19 protein-coding genes are annotated in these 24396 nt (G+C 72.1%); 12 read left to right on the top strand and 7 right to left on the bottom strand.

Annotated features, from left to right (window positions below):
* The first annotated feature begins 38 nt into the window (after positions 1 to 38).
* The 5 genes from crcB (F4554_RS14185) to F4554_RS14165 all read left to right on the top strand — a co-directional run bounded on the left by crcB (F4554_RS14185) (position 39) and on the right by F4554_RS14165 (position 2638).
* A complete protein-coding gene (gene crcB / locus F4554_RS14185) occupies positions 39 to 605 on the top strand; it encodes a fluoride efflux transporter CrcB (protein ID WP_202889292.1) in 567 nt (188 codons plus the stop codon).
* Positions 602 to 970, top strand: a complete 369-nt coding sequence (locus tag F4554_RS14180) for a DUF190 domain-containing protein (protein ID WP_179787817.1) — start codon at positions 602 to 604, stop codon at positions 968 to 970. Before crcB (F4554_RS14185) ends, F4554_RS14180 begins: the two co-directional genes overlap by 4 nt.
* Positions 967 to 1347 (top strand): fluoride efflux transporter CrcB, encoded by a 381-nt coding sequence (gene crcB, locus F4554_RS14175; RefSeq protein WP_179787816.1) that lies wholly within the window; start codon positions 967 to 969, stop codon positions 1345 to 1347. Before F4554_RS14180 ends, crcB (F4554_RS14175) begins: the two co-directional genes overlap by 4 nt.
* Before the next feature lie 14 nt (positions 1348 to 1361).
* On the top strand, positions 1362 to 1802 hold the full coding sequence (locus F4554_RS14170; RefSeq protein WP_337796033.1) for an NUDIX domain-containing protein: 441 nt from the start codon (positions 1362 to 1364) through the stop codon (positions 1800 to 1802).
* 77 nt (positions 1803 to 1879) lie between these two features.
* On the top strand, positions 1880 to 2638 hold the full coding sequence (locus F4554_RS14165) for a class I SAM-dependent methyltransferase (RefSeq protein WP_179787815.1): 759 nt from the start codon (positions 1880 to 1882) through the stop codon (positions 2636 to 2638).
* 30 nt (positions 2639 to 2668) lie between these two features.
* Here the strand turns inward: F4554_RS14165 and F4554_RS14160 are convergent, their stop codons facing one another.
* Positions 2669 to 4069 (bottom strand): hypothetical protein, encoded by a 1401-nt coding sequence (locus F4554_RS14160; RefSeq protein WP_179787814.1) that lies wholly within the window; start codon positions 4067 to 4069, stop codon positions 2669 to 2671.
* Positions 4070 to 4198: 129 nt separating this feature from the next.
* Here F4554_RS14160 and F4554_RS14155 point away from each other — a divergent pair, with 129 nt between their 5' ends.
* From F4554_RS14155 to F4554_RS14140, 4 genes are all read left to right on the top strand, one after another.
* Positions 4199 to 5017, top strand: a complete 819-nt coding sequence (locus F4554_RS14155; protein ID WP_202889291.1) for a helix-turn-helix domain-containing protein — start codon at positions 4199 to 4201, stop codon at positions 5015 to 5017.
* A 10-nt stretch (positions 5018 to 5027) separates the two neighbouring features.
* Complete coding sequence (locus F4554_RS14150; RefSeq protein ID WP_179787813.1) at positions 5028 to 5948, top strand: hypothetical protein; 921 nt, start codon at positions 5028 to 5030, stop codon at positions 5946 to 5948.
* A gap of 138 nt (positions 5949 to 6086) precedes the next feature.
* Entirely contained in the window at positions 6087 to 7139 is a 1053-nt protein-coding gene (locus F4554_RS14145) for a Gfo/Idh/MocA family oxidoreductase (RefSeq protein WP_179787812.1), read from the top strand.
* Between the two features lie 350 nt (positions 7140 to 7489).
* Positions 7490 to 8758: an MFS transporter gene (locus F4554_RS14140; RefSeq protein WP_202889290.1), complete on the top strand. Its 1269-nt coding sequence runs from the start codon at positions 7490 to 7492 to the stop codon at positions 8756 to 8758.
* 94 nt (positions 8759 to 8852) lie between these two features.
* On the opposite strand, the gene F4554_RS14135 is transcribed toward F4554_RS14140, so the two are convergent.
* From F4554_RS14135 to uvrA, 4 genes are all read right to left on the bottom strand, one after another.
* Positions 8853 to 9542 carry a hypothetical protein gene (locus F4554_RS14135; protein WP_179787810.1) on the bottom strand — a complete coding sequence of 230 codons (690 nt, stop codon included), beginning with the start codon at positions 9540 to 9542 and terminating at the stop codon, positions 8853 to 8855.
* Positions 9543 to 9662: 120 nt separating this feature from the next.
* Positions 9663 to 11066, bottom strand: coding sequence for a selenium-binding protein SBP56-related protein (locus tag F4554_RS14130; RefSeq protein WP_179787809.1), 1404 nt, complete (start codon positions 11064 to 11066; stop codon positions 9663 to 9665).
* Positions 11067 to 11196: 130 nt separating this feature from the next.
* Positions 11197 to 11841 carry a nitroreductase family protein gene (locus F4554_RS14125; RefSeq protein ID WP_179787808.1) on the bottom strand — a complete coding sequence of 215 codons (645 nt, stop codon included), beginning with the start codon at positions 11839 to 11841 and terminating at the stop codon, positions 11197 to 11199.
* Between the two features lie 47 nt (positions 11842 to 11888).
* On the bottom strand, positions 11889 to 15059 hold the full coding sequence (gene uvrA, locus F4554_RS14120) for an excinuclease ABC subunit UvrA (protein ID WP_179787807.1): 3171 nt from the start codon (positions 15057 to 15059) through the stop codon (positions 11889 to 11891).
* A gap of 439 nt (positions 15060 to 15498) precedes the next feature.
* On the opposite strand from uvrA, the gene F4554_RS14115 reads away from it, so the two are divergent.
* Complete coding sequence (locus F4554_RS14115) at positions 15499 to 16500, top strand: Gfo/Idh/MocA family protein (protein WP_179787806.1); 1002 nt, start codon at positions 15499 to 15501, stop codon at positions 16498 to 16500.
* A gap of 172 nt (positions 16501 to 16672) precedes the next feature.
* Positions 16673 to 17668 carry a Gfo/Idh/MocA family protein gene (locus F4554_RS14110; RefSeq protein ID WP_179787805.1) on the top strand — a complete coding sequence of 332 codons (996 nt, stop codon included), beginning with the start codon at positions 16673 to 16675 and terminating at the stop codon, positions 17666 to 17668.
* Positions 17669 to 17786: 118 nt separating this feature from the next.
* Here F4554_RS14110 and F4554_RS14105 read toward each other — a convergent pair whose 3' ends face one another.
* Together F4554_RS14105 and F4554_RS14100 are read right to left on the bottom strand one after the other, a co-directional pair.
* Entirely contained in the window at positions 17787 to 20459 is a 2673-nt protein-coding gene (locus F4554_RS14105; protein ID WP_179787804.1) for a GNAT family N-acetyltransferase, read from the bottom strand.
* A 56-nt stretch (positions 20460 to 20515) separates the two neighbouring features.
* Positions 20516 to 21304 carry an SDR family NAD(P)-dependent oxidoreductase gene (locus F4554_RS14100; protein WP_179787803.1) on the bottom strand — a complete coding sequence of 263 codons (789 nt, stop codon included), beginning with the start codon at positions 21302 to 21304 and terminating at the stop codon, positions 20516 to 20518.
* A gap of 230 nt (positions 21305 to 21534) precedes the next feature.
* Here F4554_RS14100 and F4554_RS14095 point away from each other — a divergent pair, with 230 nt between their 5' ends.
* Positions 21535 to 24363, top strand: a complete 2829-nt coding sequence (locus F4554_RS14095) for an AAA family ATPase (protein ID WP_202889289.1) — start codon at positions 21535 to 21537, stop codon at positions 24361 to 24363.
* Positions 24364 to 24396: the final 33 nt, after the last annotated feature.

Below are 24396 nucleotides of genomic sequence, written 5' to 3'. Positions count from 1 at the left end.
TCCCTGTTGCGCAATACCCGCGCGCAATGGGAGGAACGATGAGCAGGCGCACCACGACCGGACATCCCGGCACCACGGCGGCGATCGCCGTGGGCGGCGCTCTGGGCGCCCTTTCCCGGTACGGCCTGACCGTGCTGGTCCCGGACGGGCCGGGGTCCTTTCCCTGGGGAACGTTCTTCGTCAACATCGCCGGCTGCGCCCTGATCGGCGTGCTGATGGCACTCCTGCTCGAGGTGTGGGTGGCGCACCGGTTGTGGCGGCCGTTCCTCGGCATCGGTTTCCTCGGGGGCTTCACGACGTTCTCGACGTACGCCGTGCAGACGCGCGGGCTGCTGGACGCCGGGCGGGCGGCCACCGGGCTCCTCTACCTGTTCGGCACGGTCGCCGTCGCCCTGGTCGCGGTGTGGTTCGGCACCCACCTGACCCGGCTCGCCGTCCGCGCGTATCCGCGGCGGACGCGGTCCGGCCGCGCGAGCCGCGCGCACGAGTCGTCGCCTGAGGGGCAGGCCGCGGACACCACGTCGTCGCGGTCCCCGGCCCAGCCCCAGTCCCCGTCGCAGCCTCCGTCCCAGCCCACCACGTACCAGCGAGGTGATTCCCGATGAACCCGCTCAAGGGCCCGGCCAAGCGGCTCACGGTCTTCGTCGGTGAGGACGACCGCTGGCACCACAAGCCCGTCTACGCGGAGATCGTCCACCGGGCAAGGGGGGCCGGGCTCGCCGGCGCCACCGTCATCCGCGGCATCGAGGGGTACGGCGCGTCCCGGCACCTGCACACCGGCCGGTTCCTGAGCCTGTCCGAGGACCTCCCGCTCTCGATCGTCGTCGTGGACTCGGCGGAGCGGATCGAGGCGTTCCTCCCCCAGCTGGACGAACTGGTCACCGAGGGCCTGGTGATCGTCGAGGACGTCGAGGTCGTGAGGTACGTCGGGCGCGAGGCGGAGAACTCCGCGGACGGGCCGGACGCATGAGGGTGGTGCTCGCCGTACTGGCCGGCGGGATGGTGGGCGCTCCCCTGCGCTACCACCTCGACCGGCTGGTGCAGGAGCGGCACGCGTCCGGCTTCCCCTGGGGGACGCTCACCGTCAACGTCTTCGGCAGCCTGGTGCTCGGCGTGCTCGCCGCGGGCAGCGCGTCGCACAGCCTCGGCCCGATCACGTACGCGTTGCTGGCCACCGGCTTCTGCGGCGCGCTGACGACGTACTCCACGTTCGGGTTCGAGACCCTGCGCCTGGTCGAGGACGGCGCGTTCCTCCCGGCCGCCGCGAACGTCGGCGCCAACCTGCTGGCCGGGCTGGGCGCGGCGTTCCTCGGCTTCGCCGTCGGCGGCCTGGTCTGGCCCGGCTGAGGGTCTGTCCCGCCGTGCCCGACGACCAGCCGCGAAGCCCCGACGTCACGCGCAGGCGGGTGTGCGCGGTGATCCTCCGCGACGCGAAGGTGCTGATGGTCCGGCATGTCGAGAACACGCGTGAGTACTGGACGCTGCCCGGCGGTGGGGTCGAGGACGGCGAGACCCTCGAGGAGGCCGTGCTCCGTGAGGTACGCGAGGAAACCGGGCTCGCCGGGACTGTCGGCGGGCTGCTCTACCTTCGGCGCCATCGAACACCCGACGGCGTGCCGGCGGCGGAGACCTGCTTCCTGGTGAAGGTGGATCCCGCGGCGGTCGCGACGACGGGCTTCGATCCCGAACTCGCCGCGGACGCCCAGGTGATCACAGCCGTCGCCTGGCACCCGCTGGCGAATCTCCACGCGGATCGCCAAGTGGGCTTGGCGATTCCCGCGTTGCGCCGCCTGAGCCGTTGAGAGCTCCCGGCTTTCAATCTTGACCGAATAGCGAGATTTGAATCTCGTATGATGGACTTCCAGGAGTAGGTTTCCCCATGACCACAGTGAAGTGGAACGCAGACCTGTACGACGGCAAGCACGGCTTCGTCGCCACCCGGGGTGGCGAGGCTCTGGACCTCCTCGAGGCCCAGCCCGGCGAACGCGTGCTCGACGTCGGCTCGGGCACCGGTGACCACGTGGCCGCGCTACGCGCCCGTGGCGTCGACGCGATCGGTGTCGACGCCAGTCCCGAGATGGTCGCCCGTGCCCGGGAGAAGTACCCCGACCATCCGTTCGAGGTGGCCGACGTCTGCGACCTCGGCTACCGCGAGGAGTTCGACGCGGTCTTCAGCAACGCCACCCTGCACTGGGTGGACGACAGTCACGGCGCGGCGGAGGCGATCTCCAACGCGCTGCGCACCGGCGGCCGGTTCGTCACCGAGTTCGGCGGCTCCGGCAACATCCAGCGGATCGACAGCGGTATCTGGCGGGTCCGGTCCGAGCTGGGGCTGCCAATGGTCCTGCACAAGTTCTACTTCCCGACCATCGGCGAGTACACCTCCCTGCTGGAGGAGGCGGGACGGTTCCGGGTCGACGCCGCCTGGCTGTTCGACCGGCCCACGCCGCTGGAGGGACCGGACGGCCTGGTCAACTGGGTGCGGATGTTCTGTGCCGACCTGATCGCCGACGTGCCCGACCAGGACGCGTTCTTCGCCCGGCTGGAGGAGACCCTGCGCCCACGGCTCCACCGCGACGGCACCTGGTGGGCCGACTACCGCCGCATCCGGGTGTGCGCGACGAAGGGGATGTTCTGACCCGCCGGTTCCGGCGGTGACGGCACGTCCTTACGGGTGGGCGCCGTCGTCGGCGTTCGGAACCGCGGGCCCGAGCACCTGGCCGTCCAGAAGGTACGGAGCGCGCCGCCAGACGGCCATCTCGGCGCCGCGGATCTCCCACCGCGCGTCCCAGCCCGCTTTGCGTTCGGCCTCGTCGAGTTCGTAGCACAGCAGGCCGGTCCGGGCCCGCAGGAGCTGCTGCCAGGGCGCCGGAAGCCGGGTGCGGAGGCCGTGCCGCAGGCAGACCCCGTGTGCGTCGCGCAACCGCTCGGCGTCCGCGGGGTCGGCGGCGACCAGCCCGAGCAGGCGTTCGGTGCGCTGGACCGCGGCCGCGCGGCGTTCGCACAGGTGGCAACGGATCCACTGGCCGACGTCGGCGGCCGCGGCCCGCGCCGCACCCGCGGACGCACCGTCCAGCCGGCCGACGAAGGTACGCAGGTCCTTGCTCCACAGCTGCGCCACGTGTTCGATCACCTGGGCGACCGGAGCGAGCAGGCCGTCCTCGGTGAGCCGGACCGCGCCCACGTCGCCGGAGGTGATCCGCACACCGGCCAGGTCCGCGAGGTGTTCCGCGCACAGGGTCGCCCCGCCGCGCAGTTCCGCCGCGTCCTCCGCGGACAGGTCGACCATCCAGTGCAGGTAGCGCCACTCGACCAGGTGGCCGGCGGCACACGTCGGGCAGCACGGCCAGTCCAGTACGAGGTCGGCGTCGCCCAGTGGCCGAGCCGTCCTGGCCGCCTCCTCCGCGGCGAGCACGCTCGCGGCGGTCTGTTCGCGCAGCCTGCGCCGCCTCGGGGCGTCGGGCTGTACGCCGACCAGCACGTCGCGGGCGGTCACCGGGTCCTTGGTCAGGCGCTCGTCCAGCATCATCGCCACCAGCCGGGCCTGGTCGCGTCCGGTGCGGCGGAGCACGGCCAGGCCGTGTGTGCGGCAGAAGCCGTCGCCGGCGACCAGCAGGTCACGGACGTCCTGGTCGAACAGCCCGGACGCGAGATTGCGCACCGCGTCCCGCTCGGCCCGCTCGACCGCCTCGCACGCCGGACAGGGCCCGGGCGTGGGCGGCTCCGGCGCGGCCAGCGCGCCCACCGCGGCCCTGGCGACGTCGGCGAACACCCAGCGGGCCAGCCAGGACGTCGATGCACCGAGGTCGAGCAGGTGCCGGGTGTGCGGCGCGCAGAAACCGAACGAGCGTTCCAGGCGTTCGCGGAGGCCGAGATCGACACGGGTGTCGTTCTCGTACGCGAAGAACCACCGCTGGCCTGCCTCGGAGGCGATCCGGCACACCGCGCATCCGTCGCCGCCGAGCGCGGCCAGCGCCGCCGATCGGGTGTGGGCGTCCGGTGGCCGCGCGCGATCGCCGCGTCCGCCCGGGCCTCGGAGCAGGTCGGACAGCCAGCCGGGGAGAGCCATGGCCCCAGTGTGGTTCATTCCCGCAGGCGTCGTAGAGCCGGGCGTCCGCGGAGTACGGCCGGCTCGCCCGGTCCGCGCGGGCTTGTCCGGATCGGCCGGCCCGGGGGTGGGCCGGGTTAGCGTGGTGAGGTGAGCACGACGTACGCCGAGGTTCCCGCACCGGCCGCCCTCGCCGGCGATGTGCGCTGCCTGTGGCGGTCGTCGTTCGGGGGCAGCGCGCCGATCCTGCCCGACGGGTGCCTGGACATCGTGGTCGCGCCGGACCGGGTGTTCGTGGCCGGTCCGGACACCGGCCCGTGGTTCTCCCCGTACGACCTCGGCGTGCCCATCCACGGGCTGCGGTTCCGGATCGGGCGAGCCGCCCGGGTGCTCGGTGTCTCCGCGGAGGACCTGCGGGACCAGCGGGTGGACCTGGCCGACCTGTGGGGCGCCGCCGGTGCGCGAGCGACCCGCCGACTGGTCGAACGACCGGACCACCTCGCGGCCCTGGTCACCGGCCGGCTCGACCGGACCCGAACCCGCGAGGCGGACCGGGAGGTCGACCGGGTGGTGCGCGTCCTCGCCGCGGGGGGCGGGCGAGTGCGGGAAGCACTGACGGAGGTCCCCCTGGGTGAGCGGCAGTTCCGGCGGCGGTTCAGTGCCGCCGTGGGCTACGGACCGGCCACGTTCGCCCGGATCGCCCGGTTGGTCCGCGTCCGCGACCTCGCCCGCGGGCATCCGCGGGCGACGCTCGCCGACCTCGCCGCCGCGGCCGGCTACACCGACCAGGCCCACCTCGCCCGGGACTGCCGGGACCTGACCGGCGCCACGCCGAGCGCGCTCCTTCGAGCCGGCCAGGATCCCGAACCGCCGCCCGATCGGCGTGCCGGACCTGATCACCGGTCCCCCGGCCCGGCCCCGAACGCGACGTCCGTTTCGTACAAGCAGGGTGTCGGTGGCCGTGGATAGCGTCGGCGGCATGAGTTCGCCAACCAACGCCCCGGCCGGCACCTCGGCCACGGTAGACGTGGACCGCGCCCGGGCCTTCGTCGGCTCCGAGGGACGGATCCTCGAACGCCGCCTCGCCCAGGTACACCTCGACGCCGACCGGTCCGCCGTGCCCGCGGTCCTGGCCGCCCTGCGCGCACATCGCAACGCCGACGGCGGCTTCGGCCACGCCCTCGAACCCGATGCCCGCACCCCGCACAGCCAGCCGCTGTTCGCCGACTTCGCCCTCGACGTGCTGGACGACCTCGCGGCCGCCACCGGAGATCCGGGCCCGGCTCGCGAGCTCCTCGCCGGCACCGGCGACTACCTCGCGACCGCGGCCACCGACGGCGGCGGCGTACCCATCGTCCTGCCCTCGATCGCCGCCCACGCGCGGGCCGAGCACTGGGGCAAGGGCGAGTTCCCGGCCGGGCTCAATCCCACCGCCGCGCTGGCCGGGCGGTTCCGCGCCCTCGGGATCGACCATCCCTGGGTCGACGAGGCCGCCGCGTTCTGCTGGCGACAACTGGAGAGCCCCGACGCGGTGGCCGACGCGCACACCGCCCTGTGCGTGCTCCGGTTCCTGGAGACCGACCCCGACCGCGGGCGCGCCGAGCCGGCCTACGACGCCCTGGGGGCCCGACTGGGTGAGCTGGCACTGTTCCAACTGTGGCCGGGCAGCGGCTACGGCCTCACCCCGCTGCAGTTCGCACCGCACCCGGACAGCCCGCGCCGCCGGTTCTTCCCCGACGACGCGGTGGAGGCGCACCTGGACGCGCTCGCGGCCGCGCAGCGGGCCGACGGCGGCTGGTCGATCTCGTGGGACGCGCCCGGTGAGACGGCGACCCGGGAGTGGCGCGCGATCGTCACGCTCGCGGCACTGCGCGTGCTCAGGGCGTACCACCGCGGCTGACCCCGGCCTCCTCACGACATCCCGGCTGGCCACCATCGGGCATCGGCTCGCCCGGACGCCGACTCCTCGTCAGGCTCGTAGCTGACCGGTCGGGCGGTTCTCCGTCCGACGGACGGACGACACGAGGAGCGCATCACCGTGGCACTGCGGTTGATCCATGTAGGCATCGGCGGTTGGGGCGGCGACTGGGCGGTCAACGCCGTTCCGCGCGTACCCACCATCGAACGCGTCGCGGCCGTCGACGCCGATCCGGCCGCGCTGGCCAAGGGACGCAAGCGGGCCGGCATACCCGAGGAGCAGTGCTTCACCTCGCTGGGTGAGGCGATGGACAAGGTGTCCGCGGACGCCGTGCTCGTCACCGCGACGGTCGGGGCGCACGTCCCGCTGGCGGTCGAGGCGCTGCACGCGGGAAAGCACGTGCTGGTGGAGAAGCCGTTCGCTCCCACGGTGGCCGAGGCGCACGAGGTGCTCGCCGCCGCGGACGAGGCCGGCCGCACCGTGATGGTGAGCCAGAACTACCGCTTCTTCCCCGCTGCCCGCACCGCCGCCCGGCTGGTCGCCGACCAGGCGCTCGGCCGGCTGGGCACGGTCCACATCGACTTCCGCAAGTGGGCCAACAGCGCGCCGGAAGCCGGCCACCGCCACTACCGGCTCGTCCACCCACTGCTGTACGACATGGCGATCCACCACTTCGACCTGATGCGGATGGTCCTCGGCCAGGAACCGGTCTCGGTCTACACCCAGGTCAGCGATCCGCCGTGGAGCCGGTTCAAGGAGGAGGCGTCGGCCGTTCTCACGGTCACCTTCGACGGCGGCAGCGTGGTCAGCTACCGCGGCAGCTGGGTGAGCTCGGGCGAACCGACCGCCTGGTCGGGCGCGTGGCACCTGGAGTGCGAGGACGGCGAGATCTACTGGACGGGCCGGGACGGGCCCGCCGGCTCGGCCGAAGGTGACGACATCCGGGTGACCCGGCGCGGCGACGAGGGACCGGTCGCCGAGCCTGTGACGATGCTCGACGTTCCCTACATCGGCCGGGCGGGGTCACTGGCCGAGTTCGCCCGGGCCGTCGAGGCAGGTGAGGAACCGGAGAGCTCCGGCCGCCGTAACGTCGCCAGTCTCGCGCTGGCCGAGGCGGCGGCGCGTTCGGTGGTGTCCGGCCAGGTGGAGAAGGTGACCTGGGGCCAGGACTGAACCCGGCCCCACGGCTTGTCCGGATCCCACGAGGTTCGAGCCGGTCCGGTCGTCGTACCTCCCCCCGCGCGGATCGCCGGGGGAGATACTTCTTTTACCTCCCGTTGACCACTTTTCGTCCAGGTTCGGCCAGGTTTGCCTCCGGCCCGGCGTCGCCTGGTTGACGGCCGCCCCGCGAGAGGCTCCAGAATGGCCGCCGCTTTGCGTTGATTCATCTGATGGTCAGCTGAATCTGTGGCGACAGCGCTCGAGTGTCCGCACGGGAGTTCGGAGGATGCATGGCCACGTCTTCGCAACAGAGAACGGACACGGCTCCCAAGCCGCCCGCGGGAGCCAGCCGGGCGCGCTACATGGTCTTGTGGATCGCGTTCGCCGGCCTGACGCTCAACTACCTCGACCGCGCGAACCTCGCGGTGGCGCTGCCGTTCATGCAGGACAGCATGCACATCGAGCTCAGCCACGCACAGCAGGGACTGATCTTCGGGGCGTTCTTCTGGGCGTACGACGGGTTCATGCTGCTTGCCGGCTGGTTCGCCGACCGGTCCGGACCTCGCCGCGCCCTGACGTTCGCCGCGGTGTGGTGGTCGGTCTTCACCATCCTCACCTCCCTCGCCCGCGGCTTCTGGTCGCTGTTCGCGGTGCGCTTCCTGCTCGGCGCCGGTGAGAGCCCGGCGTACCCGGCGGCGACGAAGGCCAACTCCCGCTGGTTTCCCCGGCACGAACGCGCCTTCGCCGCCGCGGTCGTCGACTCCGGGTCGCGGGTCGGCAACACTCTCGCGCTGCCCATCGTCACCGGCCTGATCGCCCTGGTGAGCTGGCACTTCTCGTTCATCGTGCTCGGTGTGCTGGGAGTGATCTGGGCGGGCATCTGGTACCGCTTCTACCGCGACCCCGCCGAGCATCCCCGCGCCAACGACCTGGAACGCGAGTACATCCTGGCCAACGGCGCCCGGCTGGACGAGACCGACGACGCGGACGCACCGCAGGTCAAGTGGCGTTCGCTGTTCCGCTACCGCACGGTGCGCGGGATGATGCTCGGCTTCTTCTGCCTGAACTTCGTCATCTACTTCTTCCTCACGTGGTTCCCGACCTACCTCAAGGACGCCCGCGGGATGGACCTGGCGCAGATGGGCACGCTCGGCATGGTGCCGGGCATCTGTGCGGTGCTGCTCGGCTGGCTGGCCGGCCGGCTCGGTGACCGGGCTGTCCAGCGGGGAGCCGACGTCACCCGCGTGCGCAAGACGGTGATGGTCGGTGGCCTGCTCGGCGGGGCGGTCATCGTGTTCGCCGCGATGGCGACCTCGATCTACCTGGCCCTGGCGTTCCTGGCCATCTCCTACACCAGCCTGGCCGTCGCCGCGACCGGCATCTGGTCCCTGCCCGGCGACGTCGCGCCGAGTTCCCGGCACGTCGGCTCGATCGGCGGCATCCAGAACTTCGCGTCCAACATCGCCGGGATCATCAGCCCGTACGTCATGGGCGTCCTGCTGGACATGTACGAGGGCAACTACCTGCCGTCGTTCCTGGTGGCGGCCATCATCGCCGTGGTCGGCGCGTTCACGTACGCGTTCGTGGTCGGCAAGGCCGAACCGCTGCCGCCGCTTCCCGCCCGCCGCTGACCCACCGGCCCTGCCCCCGCCCGGGGTGGTCCCGTCGGGCGGGGGAAGGGCCGGCGGGGCAAGACCGAATGGCGCAAGACCGACGGGCCGGGCCTCAGACGAGCACACCGACCAGGGTGAGGAGGCCCGCGGCCAGCAGCACGACCGCCCAGACCAGGTCGAGGTTGATCCAGGCCGTACGCAGGATGGCCAGGCCGACGAACTGGTAGACCACGAACGCGATCGCCGCCCCGACCGCCGCCATCGCCAGGGTGTGCACACCGGCGGCGAGCAGGCCGTGCACCGCGGCCTCGCCCAGGCCGGTGGCACCGTGACCGGATCCGCTCGTCGCGGTCACCGGCTCCGTCGACGTAACGTCCCCCGAATGCCCAGCCGGGCCCGCGCGGCCGCCGGAGGCCAGGACGGGTACGAGCATCAGGCCCGCGCCGTGCACCGAGGCCATCAGGAACGACCACGCCGCCAGCTGCCAGGCGGACAGCCGCATCCCCACCCACGCGAAGTGACGTTTGGACAGCAGCCGCCACGTTCCCATGCCCACCAGCGCCACCCCGCCGACGACGGCCACCAGCCGGGTCGTCCACGCGGACGCACCGACCGTCACCGCAACCGCCACCACGGCGATCGAGACGAAGTGGCCGGCTCCGATGGGTGCCAGCGAGCGTGCCATCGCCCATCGGCCGCGTTCCTGCAGACCGATTGCCACCACCAGCAGCCACCCCATGGCGGGGTTGAGCCCGTGGAAGGCGCCGAGGCCTGCCAGGGCCAGCGTCGTTCCCAGGGTCATCTGGTCATCGGAACGAGGACACCCCGCGCGTCACGACGGTCGTCGTTGGGACTGCTCGTCGGGACGTTCGGCAGCGGAGACGGGCAACGGAACTGGACTGTCATCGGAGCAGGACGGCCGTCAGGGGAAGCAGTAGGAGTCCGACGAGGCGTCGCCGCCCTGGAGCCGGATCTGGTGCACCCGGCGCCCCCGGAAGTCCGCGTCGTGCGGGAAGAACCGCTCGTCCGGGGTCAGGCCACCCGCCTGGGGGTCGACGTCGAGTTTGGCCACCCACGCGCCCACCCCGTCGGGGTAGAACTGGTCGTCCCAGGCGCCGTAGAGGGAGTTCGATACGTACACCCGGGCGCCGTCGCGGCTGACCTCCACCATCTGCGGACCGCCGGACAACGCGACATCCGGCGCGGCGGGATGTGGTGTCCGCCGCACGATGCCGCCGAGCCGGACCGACCCCGTCTGCCGCGGATGCTCGGGGTCGGTGACGTCGAACTGCAGCAACTCCCCTGTCCCCCACGCCGAGACGTACAGAAAGCGGTCGTCGACCGACAGGTCGATGTCGGTGACCAGCGGCGGGACCGCACCGAACGGCTGCAGGGCGGGCGGCAGGTCGGCGGCGTCCGCCGGCTCGGCCGGGATCTGGATCACCTTCCGCGCCGCGAACTCCGAGCCCTCGCGGGTCCACAGCCACACCGACGCGGACAGGTCCTCGGTGCTCACCACCACGCCGACGAAGCCGTACTGCTTCCTCGGGTCGTGGGCCGGGCGCAACTCCAGCACCATCTGGTGCTGTGCGCCGAGGTCGACGGTCTGGATGTTGCGTCGTTTGCGCAGGTCCCAGAAGTGCAGCCGGTGGCCGTACTTGTTGGCCAGCAGCAGCTCGGGCACCACGCCGTTCTCGAGCATCGACGGCGTGCCCCACTCGCTGGTCACCGCGACGTCGTGGCCGATGTGCCACCACAGGTCGTAGGCGAGGTACTGGTCGCCGCGGTCGGCCTCCCACGCTCCGCGCACCTCGAACGTCGTGTGGTCAAGGATCGCGACCCCGCCCGGGCCCTCCTCGCCGTGGCCGCCGAGCGCCGACACGTAGATGCCCTCCGGACCACAGTGGACGGTGTGGGGGCGGGAGTAGCCGGCCCGCTTGCCGAGTTCGTCGGCCTCCAGCACCTTGACGATCCGCGGGCTGGCCGGGTCGTCGCGGGTGTCGATGACGTAGATCCGTGACGAGCGGATTCCGGGGACGACGAGGTAGCGGCGTTCGACGTGGGGGTGGGCTGCCGTCGGGCACAGCGCAGTGCTGCAGGCGTTCCAGCCGAAGTGGTGCAACTCGTCACCGACGTTCGGCAACTCCGTCCAGCCGACCACCTCGCCGTAGGTGGCGGAGGTCTCGTCGACGTCGAGGACGGCCAGCGCGTCGGGCCTGTCGGCCGGACGGGCGAACGCCGCGACGTAGGCGAGCTTCTCCGCCGGCGCGGCGGCGGCGTCTCGCGGCGAGGGATAGAACGTCGGGCCCGGGGTGAACCGGGGCACGTCGACCACTCCTGTCGGACGAGTCAGAGCTACCGGTGTCCGTCCCGACTCCGGCGACCCAGCCACCTTGTCACGCCGCGCGAGCACCGGGCAACACGTTGGGCAACAGCCGCCGCGGCGTGACCGACGCTCACTTCTCCACGTGGCCCCAGCTGTCCCAGTAGGTGATCTCCTCGACCGGTCGCCGCTTGGCCGGCCTGAAGTCGGTGCCGATGGTGTAGGCGACCGGCAGCAGAGCGGCCTGGGTGACGTCCGGCGGGATGCCGAGGAGTTCGGCGGCCTCCTCCTCGTGGGCGAGGTGGAACGACGTCCACGCCGAGCCGAGCCCGCGCGAGCGCAACGCCAGCTGGAAGCTCCAGATGGCCGGGTGGATCGAGCCGAAGAAGCCGGCGGCGTACCGGACGTCGGTGATGCGCCCCTCGATGCACGGGATGACCAACGCCGGGACCCGGTCGATGACCTCCATGAGGTAACGGGCCGAATCCTGCACGCGGTCCTGCTGGGCGCCGCCGGACTCCGCCTGGCCGGCGGCGCGCATGTAGGCGGCACCACCGGAGCGGTAGAGCTCACCCAGCCGGGCACGCTTGTCCGGATCCGTCACGATCACCCAGCGCCAGCCCTGCTGGTTGCTGCCCGTCGGTGCCTGGACGGCGAGCCGGATGCAGTCCAGTAGCACCTCCCGCGGCACCGGGCGGTCGAGGTCGAGTCGCTTGCGGACCGCCCGGGTGGTGGTGAGCAGGTGGTCGGTGGCCTGGGTGTCGATCGGCGAAGACATGCGTTCGACACTACCGACGGCCGGCCGATCACCCGGCCGGGTGTGCCCTACGCACTCCTCGTCTTTGCCGCCTTCTTCGCCGTCGGCGCCTTCTTCGCGGTTGCCGTCTTCCGTGCACCTGCCGCCGACTTGGCGACCGGAGCCGCCTTCTTCGTCACCTTGCGGGCGCCGGCCGCCTTGCCGGCGGCCGCCTTGGTAGCGGTCGCCTTGGTAGCGCTCGACTTGCCGGCGGCCGCCTTTCCAGCGGTCGCCTTCGTGGCGGTCGCCTTACCAGCGGCCGACTTGGTGGCGGTCGACGTGGTGGTCCCCCGCGAGGCACCGATGGACTGGCTCGCCGCTGACGCGGCTCGCCCCGATCCGGTGCCCGAGCCGACCGACGAGGCAGGCAGCACGTGCCGCAGGAACTGCCCGGTGTAGCTGTTGTCGTCGGCGGCGATCTCCTCCGGCGTGCCCTCCGCGATCACCTCACCGCCGCGGTTTCCGCCTTCGGGACCGAGGTCGATCAGCCAGTCGGCGGTCTTGATCACGTCGAGGTTGTGCTCGATCACGATCACGGTGTTGCCCTGGTCGACCAGCCGGCCGAGAACGCCGAGCAGCTTGCGGATGTCCTCGAAGTGCAGACCGGTGGTCGGCTCGTCCAGGACGTACAGCGTGCGCCCGGTCGACCGCTTCTGCAGCTCCGACGCGAGCTTGACCCGCTGCGCCTCGCCTCCGGACAGGGTGGGTGCGGACTGGCCCATCCGGACGTAGCCCAGACCCACGTCGACCAGGGTGCGCAGGTGCCGCGAGATCGCCGGGATGGCCTCGAAGAACTCCAGTGCCTCCTCGATCGGCATGTCGAGGACCTCGGAGATCGTCTTGCTCTTGTAGTGGACCTCCAGGGTCTCCCGGTTGTAGCGGGCGCCGTGGCACACCTCGCAGGGGACGTAGACGTCCGGCAGGAAGTTCATCTCGATCTTGATCGTGCCGTCGCCGGAGCACGCCTCGCAGCGCCCACCCTTGACGTTGAACGAGAACCGGCCCGGGAGGTAGCCGCGGATCTTCGCCTCCGGCGTCTCCGCGAACAGCCGCCGGATGTGGTCGAACACGCCGGTGTAGGTGGCCGGGTTGGACCGCGGCGTACGCCCGATCGGCGACTGGTCGACGTGGATCACCTTGTCGATGTCGTCGGTGCCGGTGATCTTCTGGTGCCGGCCGGGCACCTCACGCGCGCCGTAGATCTGCTTGGCGAGCGAGGTGTAGAGGATGTCGTTGACCAGGGTCGACTTCCCCGAGCCGGAGACGCCGGTGACGGCGATGAACGTGCCCAGCGGGAACGACACCGTGACGTCGCGGAGGTTGTGCTCCCACGCCTTGTGCACGGTGATCTGCCGCTTCGGGCTGATCGGGCGGCGCAGGTCGGGGATGGGGATCGACCGCCGGCCGGAGAGGTACTGCCCGGTCATCGAGTCGGGGTGGTCGTACAGCTCCTGGACCGAGCCGGTGTGCACCACCTGGCCGCCGTGCTCGCCGGCGCCGGGGCCGATGTCGACCACCCAGTCGGCGGTGCGGATGGTGTCCTCGTCGTGCTCCACCACGATCAGGGTGTTGCCGATGTCGCGGAGCCGGACCAGGGTCTCGATCAGCCGGTGGTTGTCGCGCTGGTGCAGGCCGATCGACGGCTCGTCCAGGACGTACAGAACGCCGACCAGTCCGGACCCGATCTGGGTCGCCAGCCGGATGCGCTGCGCCTCACCACCGGACAGCGAGCCGGAGGGCCGGTCGAGCGTGAGGTAGTCCAGGCCGACGTCGAGCAGGAACCGCAGCCGCTCGCCGATCTCCTTGAGCACCCGCTCGGCGATCTGCTTCTCCCGCGGGCTCAGCTCCAGGCCGCGCAGGAACTCCGCGATGTCGCCGATCGGCAGCGACGACGCGTCGGCGATGGACCGGTCTCCGATCGTCACCGCGAGCGAGATCGGCTTCAGCCGCGAACCCTGGCAGCTCGGGCAGGCCACCTCGCGCATGTAGCCCTCGAACCGCTCCCGGCTGGAGTCGGACTCCGCCTCCGCGTGCCGGCGGGAGACGTAGGAGATCACGCCCTCGTAGGTGGTGTAGTAGGAGCGCTCACGGCCGTAGCGGTTGCGGTAGCTGACGTGCACCTGGTCGGCGTAGCCGTGCAGCAGCGCCTTGCGGACCTTCGCCGGGAGCCGCTCGAACGGTGTGTCGGTGCGGAACCCGATGGTGGTGGCCAGTGCCTCGATCAGCCGCCCGAAGTAGTCGGTCACGTGCGCACCCGCCCACGGTGACAGCGCGCCCTCGTCCAGGCTCTTCGTCGGGTCGGGCACCACCAGGTCGGGATCGACCTCCATCCGGGTGCCCAGGCCGGTGCAGTCCGGGCAGGCGCCGTAGGGAGAGTTGAACGAGAACGACCGCGGCTCGAGCTCCTCGAAGGACAGGTCGTCGTCAGGGCAGTACAGGTGCTCCGACCAGACCCGCTCGCGGTGGGGGTCGTTCTCCGGCAGGTCGACGAAGTCGAGGGTGACGAGCCCGCCGCCCAGGTGCAGCGCGGTCTCGATGGAGTCGTTCAGCCGCCGCTTGGCCGAGCTCTTCAGCCCGAGCCGGTCGACCACCACCTCGATGGTGTGCTTGCGCTGCTTGTCGAGCTTGGGCACCTCGCCCAGGGGGTGGACCTCGCCGTCGACCCGGACCCGGGAGTAGCCCTGGGTGGTGAGCTGGCGGAACAGGTCGGTGTATTCGCCCTTGCGGCCGCGCACCAGCGGTGCGAGCACCTGGAAGCGGGTGCCCTCGTCGAACTCCAGCACCCGGTCGACGATCTGCTGCGGTGTCTGCCGCGCGATGGGACGCCCGCACTCCGGGCAGTGCGGGTGGCCGATCCGGGCGTAGAGGAGGCGGAGGTAGTCGTAGACCTCGGTGATCGTGCCGACCGTGGACCTGGGGTTGCGTGAGGTGGACTTCTGGTCGATGGAGACCGCGGGCGAGAGGCCCTCGATGAAGTCGACGTCGGGCTTGTCCATCTGGCCGAGGAACTGCCGGGCATAGGCCGACAGCGACTCGACGTAGCGGCGCTGGCCCTCGGCGAAGATCGTGTCGAACGCGAGGCTCGACTTGCCCGACCCGGACAGGCCGGTGAAGACGATGAGGGCGTCACGCGGCAACTCGAGGGACACGTCCTTGAGGTTGTGCTCGCGGGCACCGCGGATGATCAGCTGGTCGGACACGTGGTGGTTCCGTCCTCGGCAGCGGGTTTGGTGGGCAGTGGTCGGGCTGAGCCGGTCTGGGGTCGATCCGGCGTGCTGGAGCGGTTGCTGGTGATCGAACGAGCAGGTCAGCGGCCCGGCGAGGGCCCTTCCCAGCCCGTCGGCAGATGGGTTTTGTCAGGGCTTGGCCATGCTAGCCCCGCCCACCGACAAGCCCTCCGACAAGCCCTCGCGGCCGCCTCGTTCCGTCACACCCGCTCACCCCGAGTCTTCCTCGCCTGGCCATGTGCGGCCACACGGGGCCGGTATCCCCCTGCGGGTTGGACTTGCCCCCGGCGCACCCCGAAAGAATGGTCGGGAAACCGCCGCGCCGTCGCATCGGTTCCGATTCCCCGTCACGGGTCGAAGATCCGGATCGCGCTCGGCTCGGCCTGCTCGTCCCCGTACAGAATGGGTTTCGATGATTCGTATCGCCATGCTCAGCTTCTGGCACGTCCACGCCCTCGGCTACGCCCACCAGGCCCAGGAACACCCGGGCACGGAGATCGTGGCCGCCTGGGACGAGGACCCGACACGCGGCCGGGCCGAGGCGGACAAGCTGGGTGTCCCCTTCCACGAGAACCTCGCCGACGTCCTCGCCCGCGACGACGTGGACGCGGTGATCGTGGACACGCCGACCAACATCCACCCCGAGGTGATCAGCGCCGCCGCCCGGGCCGGCAAGCACATCTTCACCGAGAAGGTGCTCGCCCTCACCGTGCGCGAGTGCAACGAGATCCTCGCCGAGGTCGACAAGGCGGGCGTGGCGCTGATCCTGTCGCTGCCCAGGCTGTACCACGGCTACACCCAGGCGATCCGGGAAGTGCTGGACTCCGGCGCTCTCGGTGACCTCGCGGTGGTCCGCACCCGGCTCTCCCACGGCGGGGCGGTCGGCGAGGGCTGGCTGCCGGAGCACTTCTACGACCCCGAGCAGTGCGGCGGCGGCGCGTTGGTCGACCTCGGCTGCCACCCGATGTACCTCACCCGGCTGTTCCTCGGCGCGATGCCCGAGTCGGTGAGCGCGAGCTACGGCCACGTCACCGGCCGTCAGGTCGAGGACAACGCGGTCGCCGTGCTCCGCTACCCCAACGGCGCGCTCGGTGTCGTCGAGGCCGGGTTCGCCACGACGTACTCCCCGTTCAGCATCGAGATCCACGGCACGAAGGGCAGCCTGCTGTTCGGTACGCCCGACCAGAAGCTGCTGGTGCGCAGCCCGGCACACGAGGGCGGCGAGAAGTGGGTCGAGCTCCCCGTGCCGGACAACCAGCCGGACGCGTTCGCCCAGTGGGTGGAGCACGTCGAGCAGGGCACCCGGCCGACCGCCAACGTCGAGATGGGCGTCGACCTCACCCGGCTGATGGAGGCCGCCAACCACTCCGTCGCCGTCGACGGGCCGGTACGCATCGACAGCGTGACCGGCTGAGCGGCTGAGCACCCGTACGACCTTCCCCTGACCCCGAGCTGACCCGGACGACCGTCCGGACGAGCGGAGATCGGCAACGTCGCCGAGATCCCGTACATCCCGGTCGCCGGAAACCCCCGGACCGGCCGGGACCACGCGTCAACCCGCAGTTGCAACCAGGAGGATCTCCCCAATGACCGTGAACGTCGGGCTCATCGGCTGTGGCGGCATCTCCAACCCGCACGTCCGTGGCTACCTCGAAATCCCCGACCGGGCGAAGGTGACCGCGGTCGCCGACGTGGTCCAGGAGAACGCCCGCACCCGCGCCGAGCAGGTGGGCGGCGCGCAGGTCTTCTCCGACTACCGCGACATGATCGCCACCGCAAATGTCGACGCGGTCGACATCTGTCTCCCCCACCACCTGCACGCGGACGCGATCCTCGCCGCCGCCGAGGCCGGCAAGCACATCCTGTGCGAGAAGCCGCTGTGCATCACCACCGACGAGGCCGCCAAGATCACCCAGGCGGTCAAGGACAACGGCGTGACGCTCATGTGCGCGCACAACCAGTTGTTCATGCCGCCGGTGGCGAAGGCCCGCGAGCTCATCCAGAACGGTGCGCTCGGCAAGGTCTACGAGCTGCGGACCACCGACAGCTTCTTCAACCGCGGCCTGAACTCCGACATGGGCTGGCGCGGCAGCCTGCAGACCGCCGGCGGCGGCGAGCTGATCGACACCGGCTACCACCCGACGTACCTCCTGCTCCACCTGGCCACCGCCGAGCCGTCGGAGGTCGTGGCGATGACCAGCCGGCACCGGCTGGAGATGGAGGGCGAGGACTCCGCGCAGGTCATGGTGCGCTTCGCCGACGGCAGCGTGGGCACCATCGTCACCAGCTGGGCCTACCAGCCGGCGGCGGTGACCGAGAAGTTCTCCGTAGTGGCGGAGAAGGGCACGCTGTGGAGCGACGGCAAGACCCTGAACCACCGCACCATCGACGGCCAGCTCACGACGGTGGAGTTCCCGGAGGTGCACGCGTTCTCCGCGGAGATCGCCGACTTCATCACCTGCGTCACCGACAAGCGCCGGCCGATCAACACCGAGGTCGAGGGCGTGCACGTGCTGAAGGTCATCCTCGGCGCGTACGCCTCGGTGAAGGAGAAGCGGGTCGTCACCCTCGCCGACCTGTGAGGCGAACGACGTACCGACCGAGGTACGGAACGTAGGACCGAACGAGGCCCGGCCCGCGGCGACGCGGTGCCGGGCCTCGTCGCGTGCGGGGTCTCCTCAGGGCCTCCTCAGAGCCTCGTCAGAGCCGGGTGAGCCGCCGGGCGTACCAGTCGGTGCGGGCCTGCGGCTCGACCGGCACCACCTGCACCCGCGCGCCGAGGACCGTGAGCCCGCTGGGCCGGGCCAGCACCGGCTGGAGGTAGGCGGTCACCACCTCCGGCAGGTCCTGCGTCAGCCGGGACACCCGGTGCAGCAGGTCCTCCAGCGCGGCGACGTCGGCGTGCTCGCCGCCACGGTGGCCGAAGAGCAGCGGGGCCGCGCGCACCTCCCGGACCATCTCCGCCGCGTCGACGTCGGTCAGCGGCGGGATGCGGTAGGCGAGGTCGCCGAGCAGGTCGGTGGCCACGCCCGCCAGGCCGAACGACACGATCGGGCCGAACATCTGGTCCTCCGCGCAGCCGATCACCACGGGTACGCCCGGCGCGGCCATCTGCTGCACCACGAACCCGGCCCGCTCCGGCCCGCCCATGGTGCCGGCCATCGTCGCCCAGGCGTCCCGCATCTCCGCCTCGGTGTCGATGTTGCGCCACACGTCGGCCATGTCCGGGCGCTGGCGCAGGTGGGGCGCGGTCGCCTTGAGGACGACGTTCCAGCCGAGCCGCCCGGCTGTGGCCACCGCCTCGTCGGCGGATCCGACGGGGTAGGCCGGCCAGATGTCGATGCCGTAGCAGGCCAGCAGATCGTCCAGGTCCTTGCCCTCGACGTCGCCACCGTCGGGACGGTCGGCCAGCACGCCCGCGACGATGGACCGGGCCCGGTCGTCGTCGATGCCCTGCAACGGAGGGATCCGCCCACGCGGGCTGGCCCGCCACCGGGCGTACGCGGTCACCTTCGCCAGCGCGCGCACCCCGCCGTCCGGCGACGGATAGGAGGGTACGGAGCCGCGGACCGCCACTCCGTCCTCGTCGTAGCGGCGCAGTGGCTCGGGTACGCCCTGGCTGCCGAGGAACGTCACCACCACCGGCTTGGTGCACTCCCCCGCCACCCGGGCGATCACCTCCGCCACGTCGGCGCCGTCTCGGTCGACCGGCGAGACCCACACGGCGAGGACGGAGTCGACCGTCTCGTCGTGGATCACCTCGCCGAGCGCGCGTTCGAAATCCTCGGCGGTGGCGTCGGGCGGCAGCGCACCGGCCTGGCGGACCACGGTCAGTCCGGCCTCGGCGGCGGCGTCGGCGGCCAGCATGCCGAGGGAGTCGGAGTTGCCGACGATGGCGAGGTCGCCGCCGGCCGGCAGCGGTTGGTACGCGAGCATCTGGGCGACGTCGAGCATCGCGTCCAGGGTGTCCACGAGGATCACCCCGGCCTGGCGGAACATCGCGTCAACCGCGGCTTGCGGCACGCTCGTACGATGCACCGTGTGGCCGATCGGCACGCCCTGGGTGAACCGGCCGGACCGCACAGCCACCACGGGCTTGGTCTGGGCGAGCCGGCGGGCCACCCGGCTGAACTTGCGCGGGTTGCCGATCGACTCGAGGAACAGCAGCACCACCTCGGTCGCCGCGTCCTCACCCCAGTACTGCATGAGGTCGTTGCCGGACACGTCGGCGCGGTTGCCGGCGGACACGAACGTCGACAGGCCTAGCCCGCGCCGGGCGACCGTCTCCAGGATCACCGAACCGAGTTCGCCGGACTGGCAGAAGAAGCCGACCGCGCCGCGCGCCGGCACCACCGGCGACAGGGAGGCGTTCAGGCACAGGCCGGGCGCGGTGTTGATGACGCCGAGTGCGCTCGGGCCGATCACCCGCAGGCCGTATGCCCTCGCCAGCCGCGCAAGCTTGCGTTGACGTTCGCGGCCCTCCCGTCCGGTCTCGGCGAACCCGCTGGAGACGACGATCAGGCCGTGCACGCCCTTGGCGGCGCAGTCGATCACCACGTCGCGAACGGCGTCCGCGGGCACCGCCACCACCGCGAGGTCGATCTCGCCGGGGACGTCGAGCAGGCTGCCGTACGCGGGTACGCCGGCAACCGCGCGCGCGGTCGGGTTCACGGCGTACACCGGACCGGTGAAGCCGCCGAGCACGAGGTTGCGGACCAGCGCCTGGCCCACCTTGTCCCGCGACCGGCTGGCGCCGACCACCGCGATCGAGCCCGGGGTGAGCAGGCGCTCCACCGAGCGCGCCTCCGCCCGGTGTTCGCGCGCGCCCATCACCGCCATGCTCATCGCGGTGGGCTCGATCTCCAGGGCGAAGGTGGCGACGCCGTCCTCCACGTCGCCGGTCACCTCATAGCCCGCCTCCCGGAAGACCACGGCCATCCGGCGGTTCTCCGGGAGCACCTCCGCGGTGAACTTCTCGATGCCGTTCTCCCGGGCCGCCTGGGCGAGATGCTCGAGCAGGACGCTGCCGACTCCCCTGCCCTGGTGGGCGTCCTGCACCAGGAACGCCGCCTCCGCCTCCCGCGGACCGGTGCGGTCGTAGCGGGCGACGGCGATCATCTCGTCGCCGACGGTGAGGATGAACGCCACCCGGTCGCGGTGGTCGACCCGGGTGAAGCGTTCGACGTCGCGTTCGGACAGCTGGGGGTACGGCGCGAAGAACCGGTAGTACTTCGATTCTTCGGACACGCGTGCGTAGAAGGACACCAGCCGCTCGGCGTCGTCGGGCCGGATCGGCCGCAGGAGGGCCGTGCCGCCGTCGCGGAGCACGACGTCGGCCTCCCAGCGGGCGGGGTACGGCAACTCGGCGGTCACAGGGACGAATGTAGCCGCGGCGCCTTCGGTGCCGGTCCGGCCCCGGTGCGTCGGGGTCAGCTCATGAACATCCCGCTGGTGACGTTGACGAACGTGCCGGTGATCGCGCCGGCCAGGTCCGAGGCCAGGAACGCCGCCGTACCGGCCACCTCGGCCAGCCGCGGGGAGCGGCGGGTCATCCGCATCTGGTCCAGCTGTGCGAGCAGGCCGGCGAACGCCTCCTCGTCCAGTTGCATGCCGGAGTTGACGGCGTTCAGCTTCTCCCGGCTGAACGTCTCCGGCAGCCCGGCCGTCCAGATGCCGACCACCCGCACGCCCTGCGGTCCGATCTCCGCGGCGAGGTTGCGGACGAACGTGTCCGTGGCCGCGTCGGCGGGGCCGGTGCTGCCCATCATCGGGCTGCCGTGGGAGGAGCCGCTGTTCAGCGCCAGGATCGTGCCGGATCCCTGGGCGATCATGGCCCTGGCGGCCGCGCGGGCGGTGACGAAGTTCGTCGTCAACCGAGTGTTGACAGCGCGCAGCAGGTCGGCGGTCGTCATGTCGACCAGCGGGATTCCCTGGACGTCGCCTCCCGGGACGAGGTTGAACGACACGTCCACGCCACCGGCCTGGGCCACCACGGCCCGAACGTGCTCGTCGACCGCGCTCTCGTCCAGTGCGTCGAGAACGGCGACGTCCGCCTGACCGCCGGCGGCGGTGATCTCCTTGGCGACCCGCTCGAGACTGTCGCGGGTACGCCCGGCCAGGAAGACCCGGGCACCCTCGCGGGCGAAGGTGGTGGCCGTCGCCGAGCCGATCGACCCGCCGGCGCCGTAGATGATCGCGGTCTTGTTCTCCAGCAGCATGTGCCTGCTCCGTTTCGTACGTTCGGTGTTCGTGGGGTGTTCGTGGGATGTCGGCGGGGGTTCCCCGACTGGCACCGACACTAGGGACGTACGCGTGCCGCGGAATCCGTACCGGCATCAGTACTTCCGTACTCCAGTACGTCCCCAGGCCGTCGGTCACGTCGGTCACGCCGGCCGCGTCGGCGCGCCCACGGCATGCCGGCCCGCCCGCGGCACGTAGGGTCGGGCGCGTGCTGGTGGGCCGGGAGGCGGAACGCGCGCGGATCGACGCTCTGCTCGACGATGCCCGCGCCGGCGTCAGCGCCGCGCTGGTCCTGCGCGGCGAGCCCGGCATCGGCAAGACGGCGCTGCTCGACCACGCGGCCGAACGCGCCGCGGGCCTCCGGGTGCTGCGGGCGGCGGGGGTGGAGTCGGAGGCGGAGCTTCCGTTCGCCGGCCTGCACCAGTTGCTGCGGCCGGTGCTCGGCCGGCTGCCCGCGCTGCCCGGGCCACAGCGGCAGGCACTGGAAGGCGCCTTCGGGCTGCGCACGATCCTGGGCACGATCCTGGGCACGACCCCTGCCGCGGACCCGGGTGCTCCAGGTGGCGGTGACCGGTTCCTGCTCGGTGCGAGCGTGCTGTCGCTGCTCGCCGAGGCGGCCGAGGACGGTCCGCTGCTGTGCCTCGTCGACGACGCCCAGTGGCTGGACCCGACGTCGGCGCAGGCACTGGTGTTCGCCGCCCGGCGGCTGGACCGCGAGGGTGTCGTCGCGGTGTTCGCCGTACGCGACCACTCCGACGTGTTCTCCCGCACCGGCCTGCCCGAGCTGCCCCTCACCGGGCTCGACGACGACAGCGCGCTCGGCCTGCTCTCCTCGGTCGACGCGGAGCTGCCCGGCGCGGTCCGGGAGGAGCTGCTCGCCCAGACCGGCGGCAACCCGCTCGCCCTGCGTGAGTTGCCGGCCCTGATGCGGTCGGCGCGCGGCCGGCTGCCCGGGCCGATGCCGCTGACCAGTCGCGTACTCGACGCCTTCCACCACCGGATCAGAGCACTGCCCGCGAGCGCCCGGGCGTTCCTGCTCGCCGCCGCGGCCGACGACACCGGCGAGGTGGCGGTCGTACTCCGGGCAGCGGCTGAGCTCGGCGCGGGCCTCGACGACCTGCAGGCCGTCGAGGAGCACCGGCTGGTCTCGCTGGCGGGGGACGTCCTCGCGTTCGGGCACCCGCTCATCCGGGCCGCCGCCTACCACGGCGCGCCGCTCGCCCAACGGCTCGCCGCGCACACCGCGCTGGCCGCGGCGTACTCCGCACAACACGACACCGACCGGCGGGCCTGGCACCTCGCGGCGGCGGCCACCGGACCCGACGAAGCGGTGGCCGAAGCGCTGGCGGCGGCGGCCGGGCGCGCCGCCGCACGAGGTGGCCACCACGCCGCCGCGACAGGGTACGAGCGGGCGGCCCGGCTGAGCGCCGACCCCGCCGCGGCGGCCCTGCGAACCGCCCTCGCCTGCGAGGCAGGCGTACACAGCGGCCAACCACAGTGGGCCCGGGTCCGCGCCGAACACGCCGCCCCGCACGTCGACGAGCCGTCCCTGCGGGCTCGGCTGCTGGAGGTACGCGCGGCGGCCGCGTTCGGGCAGGGCGACCTGCGCGGCGCCCACCACCTGCTCGCCGAGGGAGCCGCGCTGGTCGCGCCGCGGGACCGCGGCCGGGCCGGCTGGATGCTGATGCGCGCGGTGCACGCGGCCTGGGCGACCCCGACCGACCGGGCGCTGATCGCCGCGAGCGTGGACGAGCTCGAAACTTTGGACCTGCCCGCGGACGACCCGCTCACGTCGGTGTTCTGGCTGGCCCGATGGGCGATGGCGGTGCCGCTGCGCCGCGACACCGCCGGCTTCCCGCCGCTGGACACGGTCCTGGCCCGCGCCCGGTCGGCCGGGACCGAGGCCGGTCCCCGCGCGCTGGTCGAGGTGGCCTCCCGGGCCTTCGTCCTGGGCCGCGACGAGGAGGTCGCCGACATCGCGGCCGGGCTGGTCACCGACGCCCGGGCCCGGGGGATGCTGTCGGCGCTGCCCGCCGGGCTCGGCTACGCCACGCTGACCCAGGCCTTGCTCGGGAGGCACCGGGACGCGCTGGTGAGCGGGGACGAGGGCATGCGGATCGCCCGCGACACCGACCAGCCGCTCTGGGAGAGCTACACCGCGGGCGCCCTGGCCCACCTCGCCGCCGTCCGTGGCGACGAGGCGGGTTGCCGGGAGTTCGCCGAGACCGCCGGGGCCGGCCGCTCCGCATCGAGCGGCTCACCGGCCGGCTCGCTGGCCGGGCTGGCGACGGCGCAGGCGGCCCTGGCGCTGCTGGACCTCGGGTACGGCCGGGTCCAGGCCGCCTTCGACCGGCTGGTCTCCCTGGTCGAGGGACCGCAAGGCCACCAGAACGTCCCGGTGCGATCCGTCCCGGACCTGACCGAGGCGGCGGTACGACTGGGCCGCCCGGACGACGTCGCGGCTCCGCTGGCCACCTACGCGACCTGGGCCGACGCGGTCCGCCGGCCCTGGAGCGACGCCCTGCTGGCCCGCTGCCGGGCGCTGACCACACCGGGCCCCGACGCCGAGCGGCACTTCCTGCGCGCTCTGGACCTGCACGACCCGCGGCACCGGCCGTTCGACCGCGCGCGTACCGAGCTGTCGTTCGGGGAGTGGCTGCGGCGAGGGCGGCGGCGAAGCGACGCACGCGGACGGCTGGCGAGCGCCCTGAGGACGTTCGAGGAGATCGGCGCGCGGCCGTGGGTGGAGCGGGCGCGGGCGGAGCTCGGTGCCGCCGGGCACGCCGGGCACGCAGTAAACGCAGGCGGCGACCGGGACGCCAGGCCTGGCAACTCGGCCGGCCGTGCCGGCGAGGCCGGCGTACGTCTCACACCGCAGGAACTGCAGATCACCGAGCTCGCCGCCTCCGGTCTGTCCAACCGCGACATCGCCGCCCGGCTCTACCTCAGCCCGCGGACCGTCGCGTACCACCTTTACAAGGCGTACCCGAAGCTCGGCATCAGCTCACGCGGCGAGCTGGGACGCGTCTCACCGTAGGTCCGGTCCCACGATCCCCTCAGGCGCGTTGCC

Source organism: Actinopolymorpha rutila, from assembly GCF_013407855.1.
Lineage (GTDB): Bacteria > Actinomycetota > Actinomycetes > Propionibacteriales > Actinopolymorphaceae > Actinopolymorpha > Actinopolymorpha rutila.
Note: the sequence above shows the minus strand (reverse complement) of the source record. Positions and strands in the feature narration are given on the sequence as shown.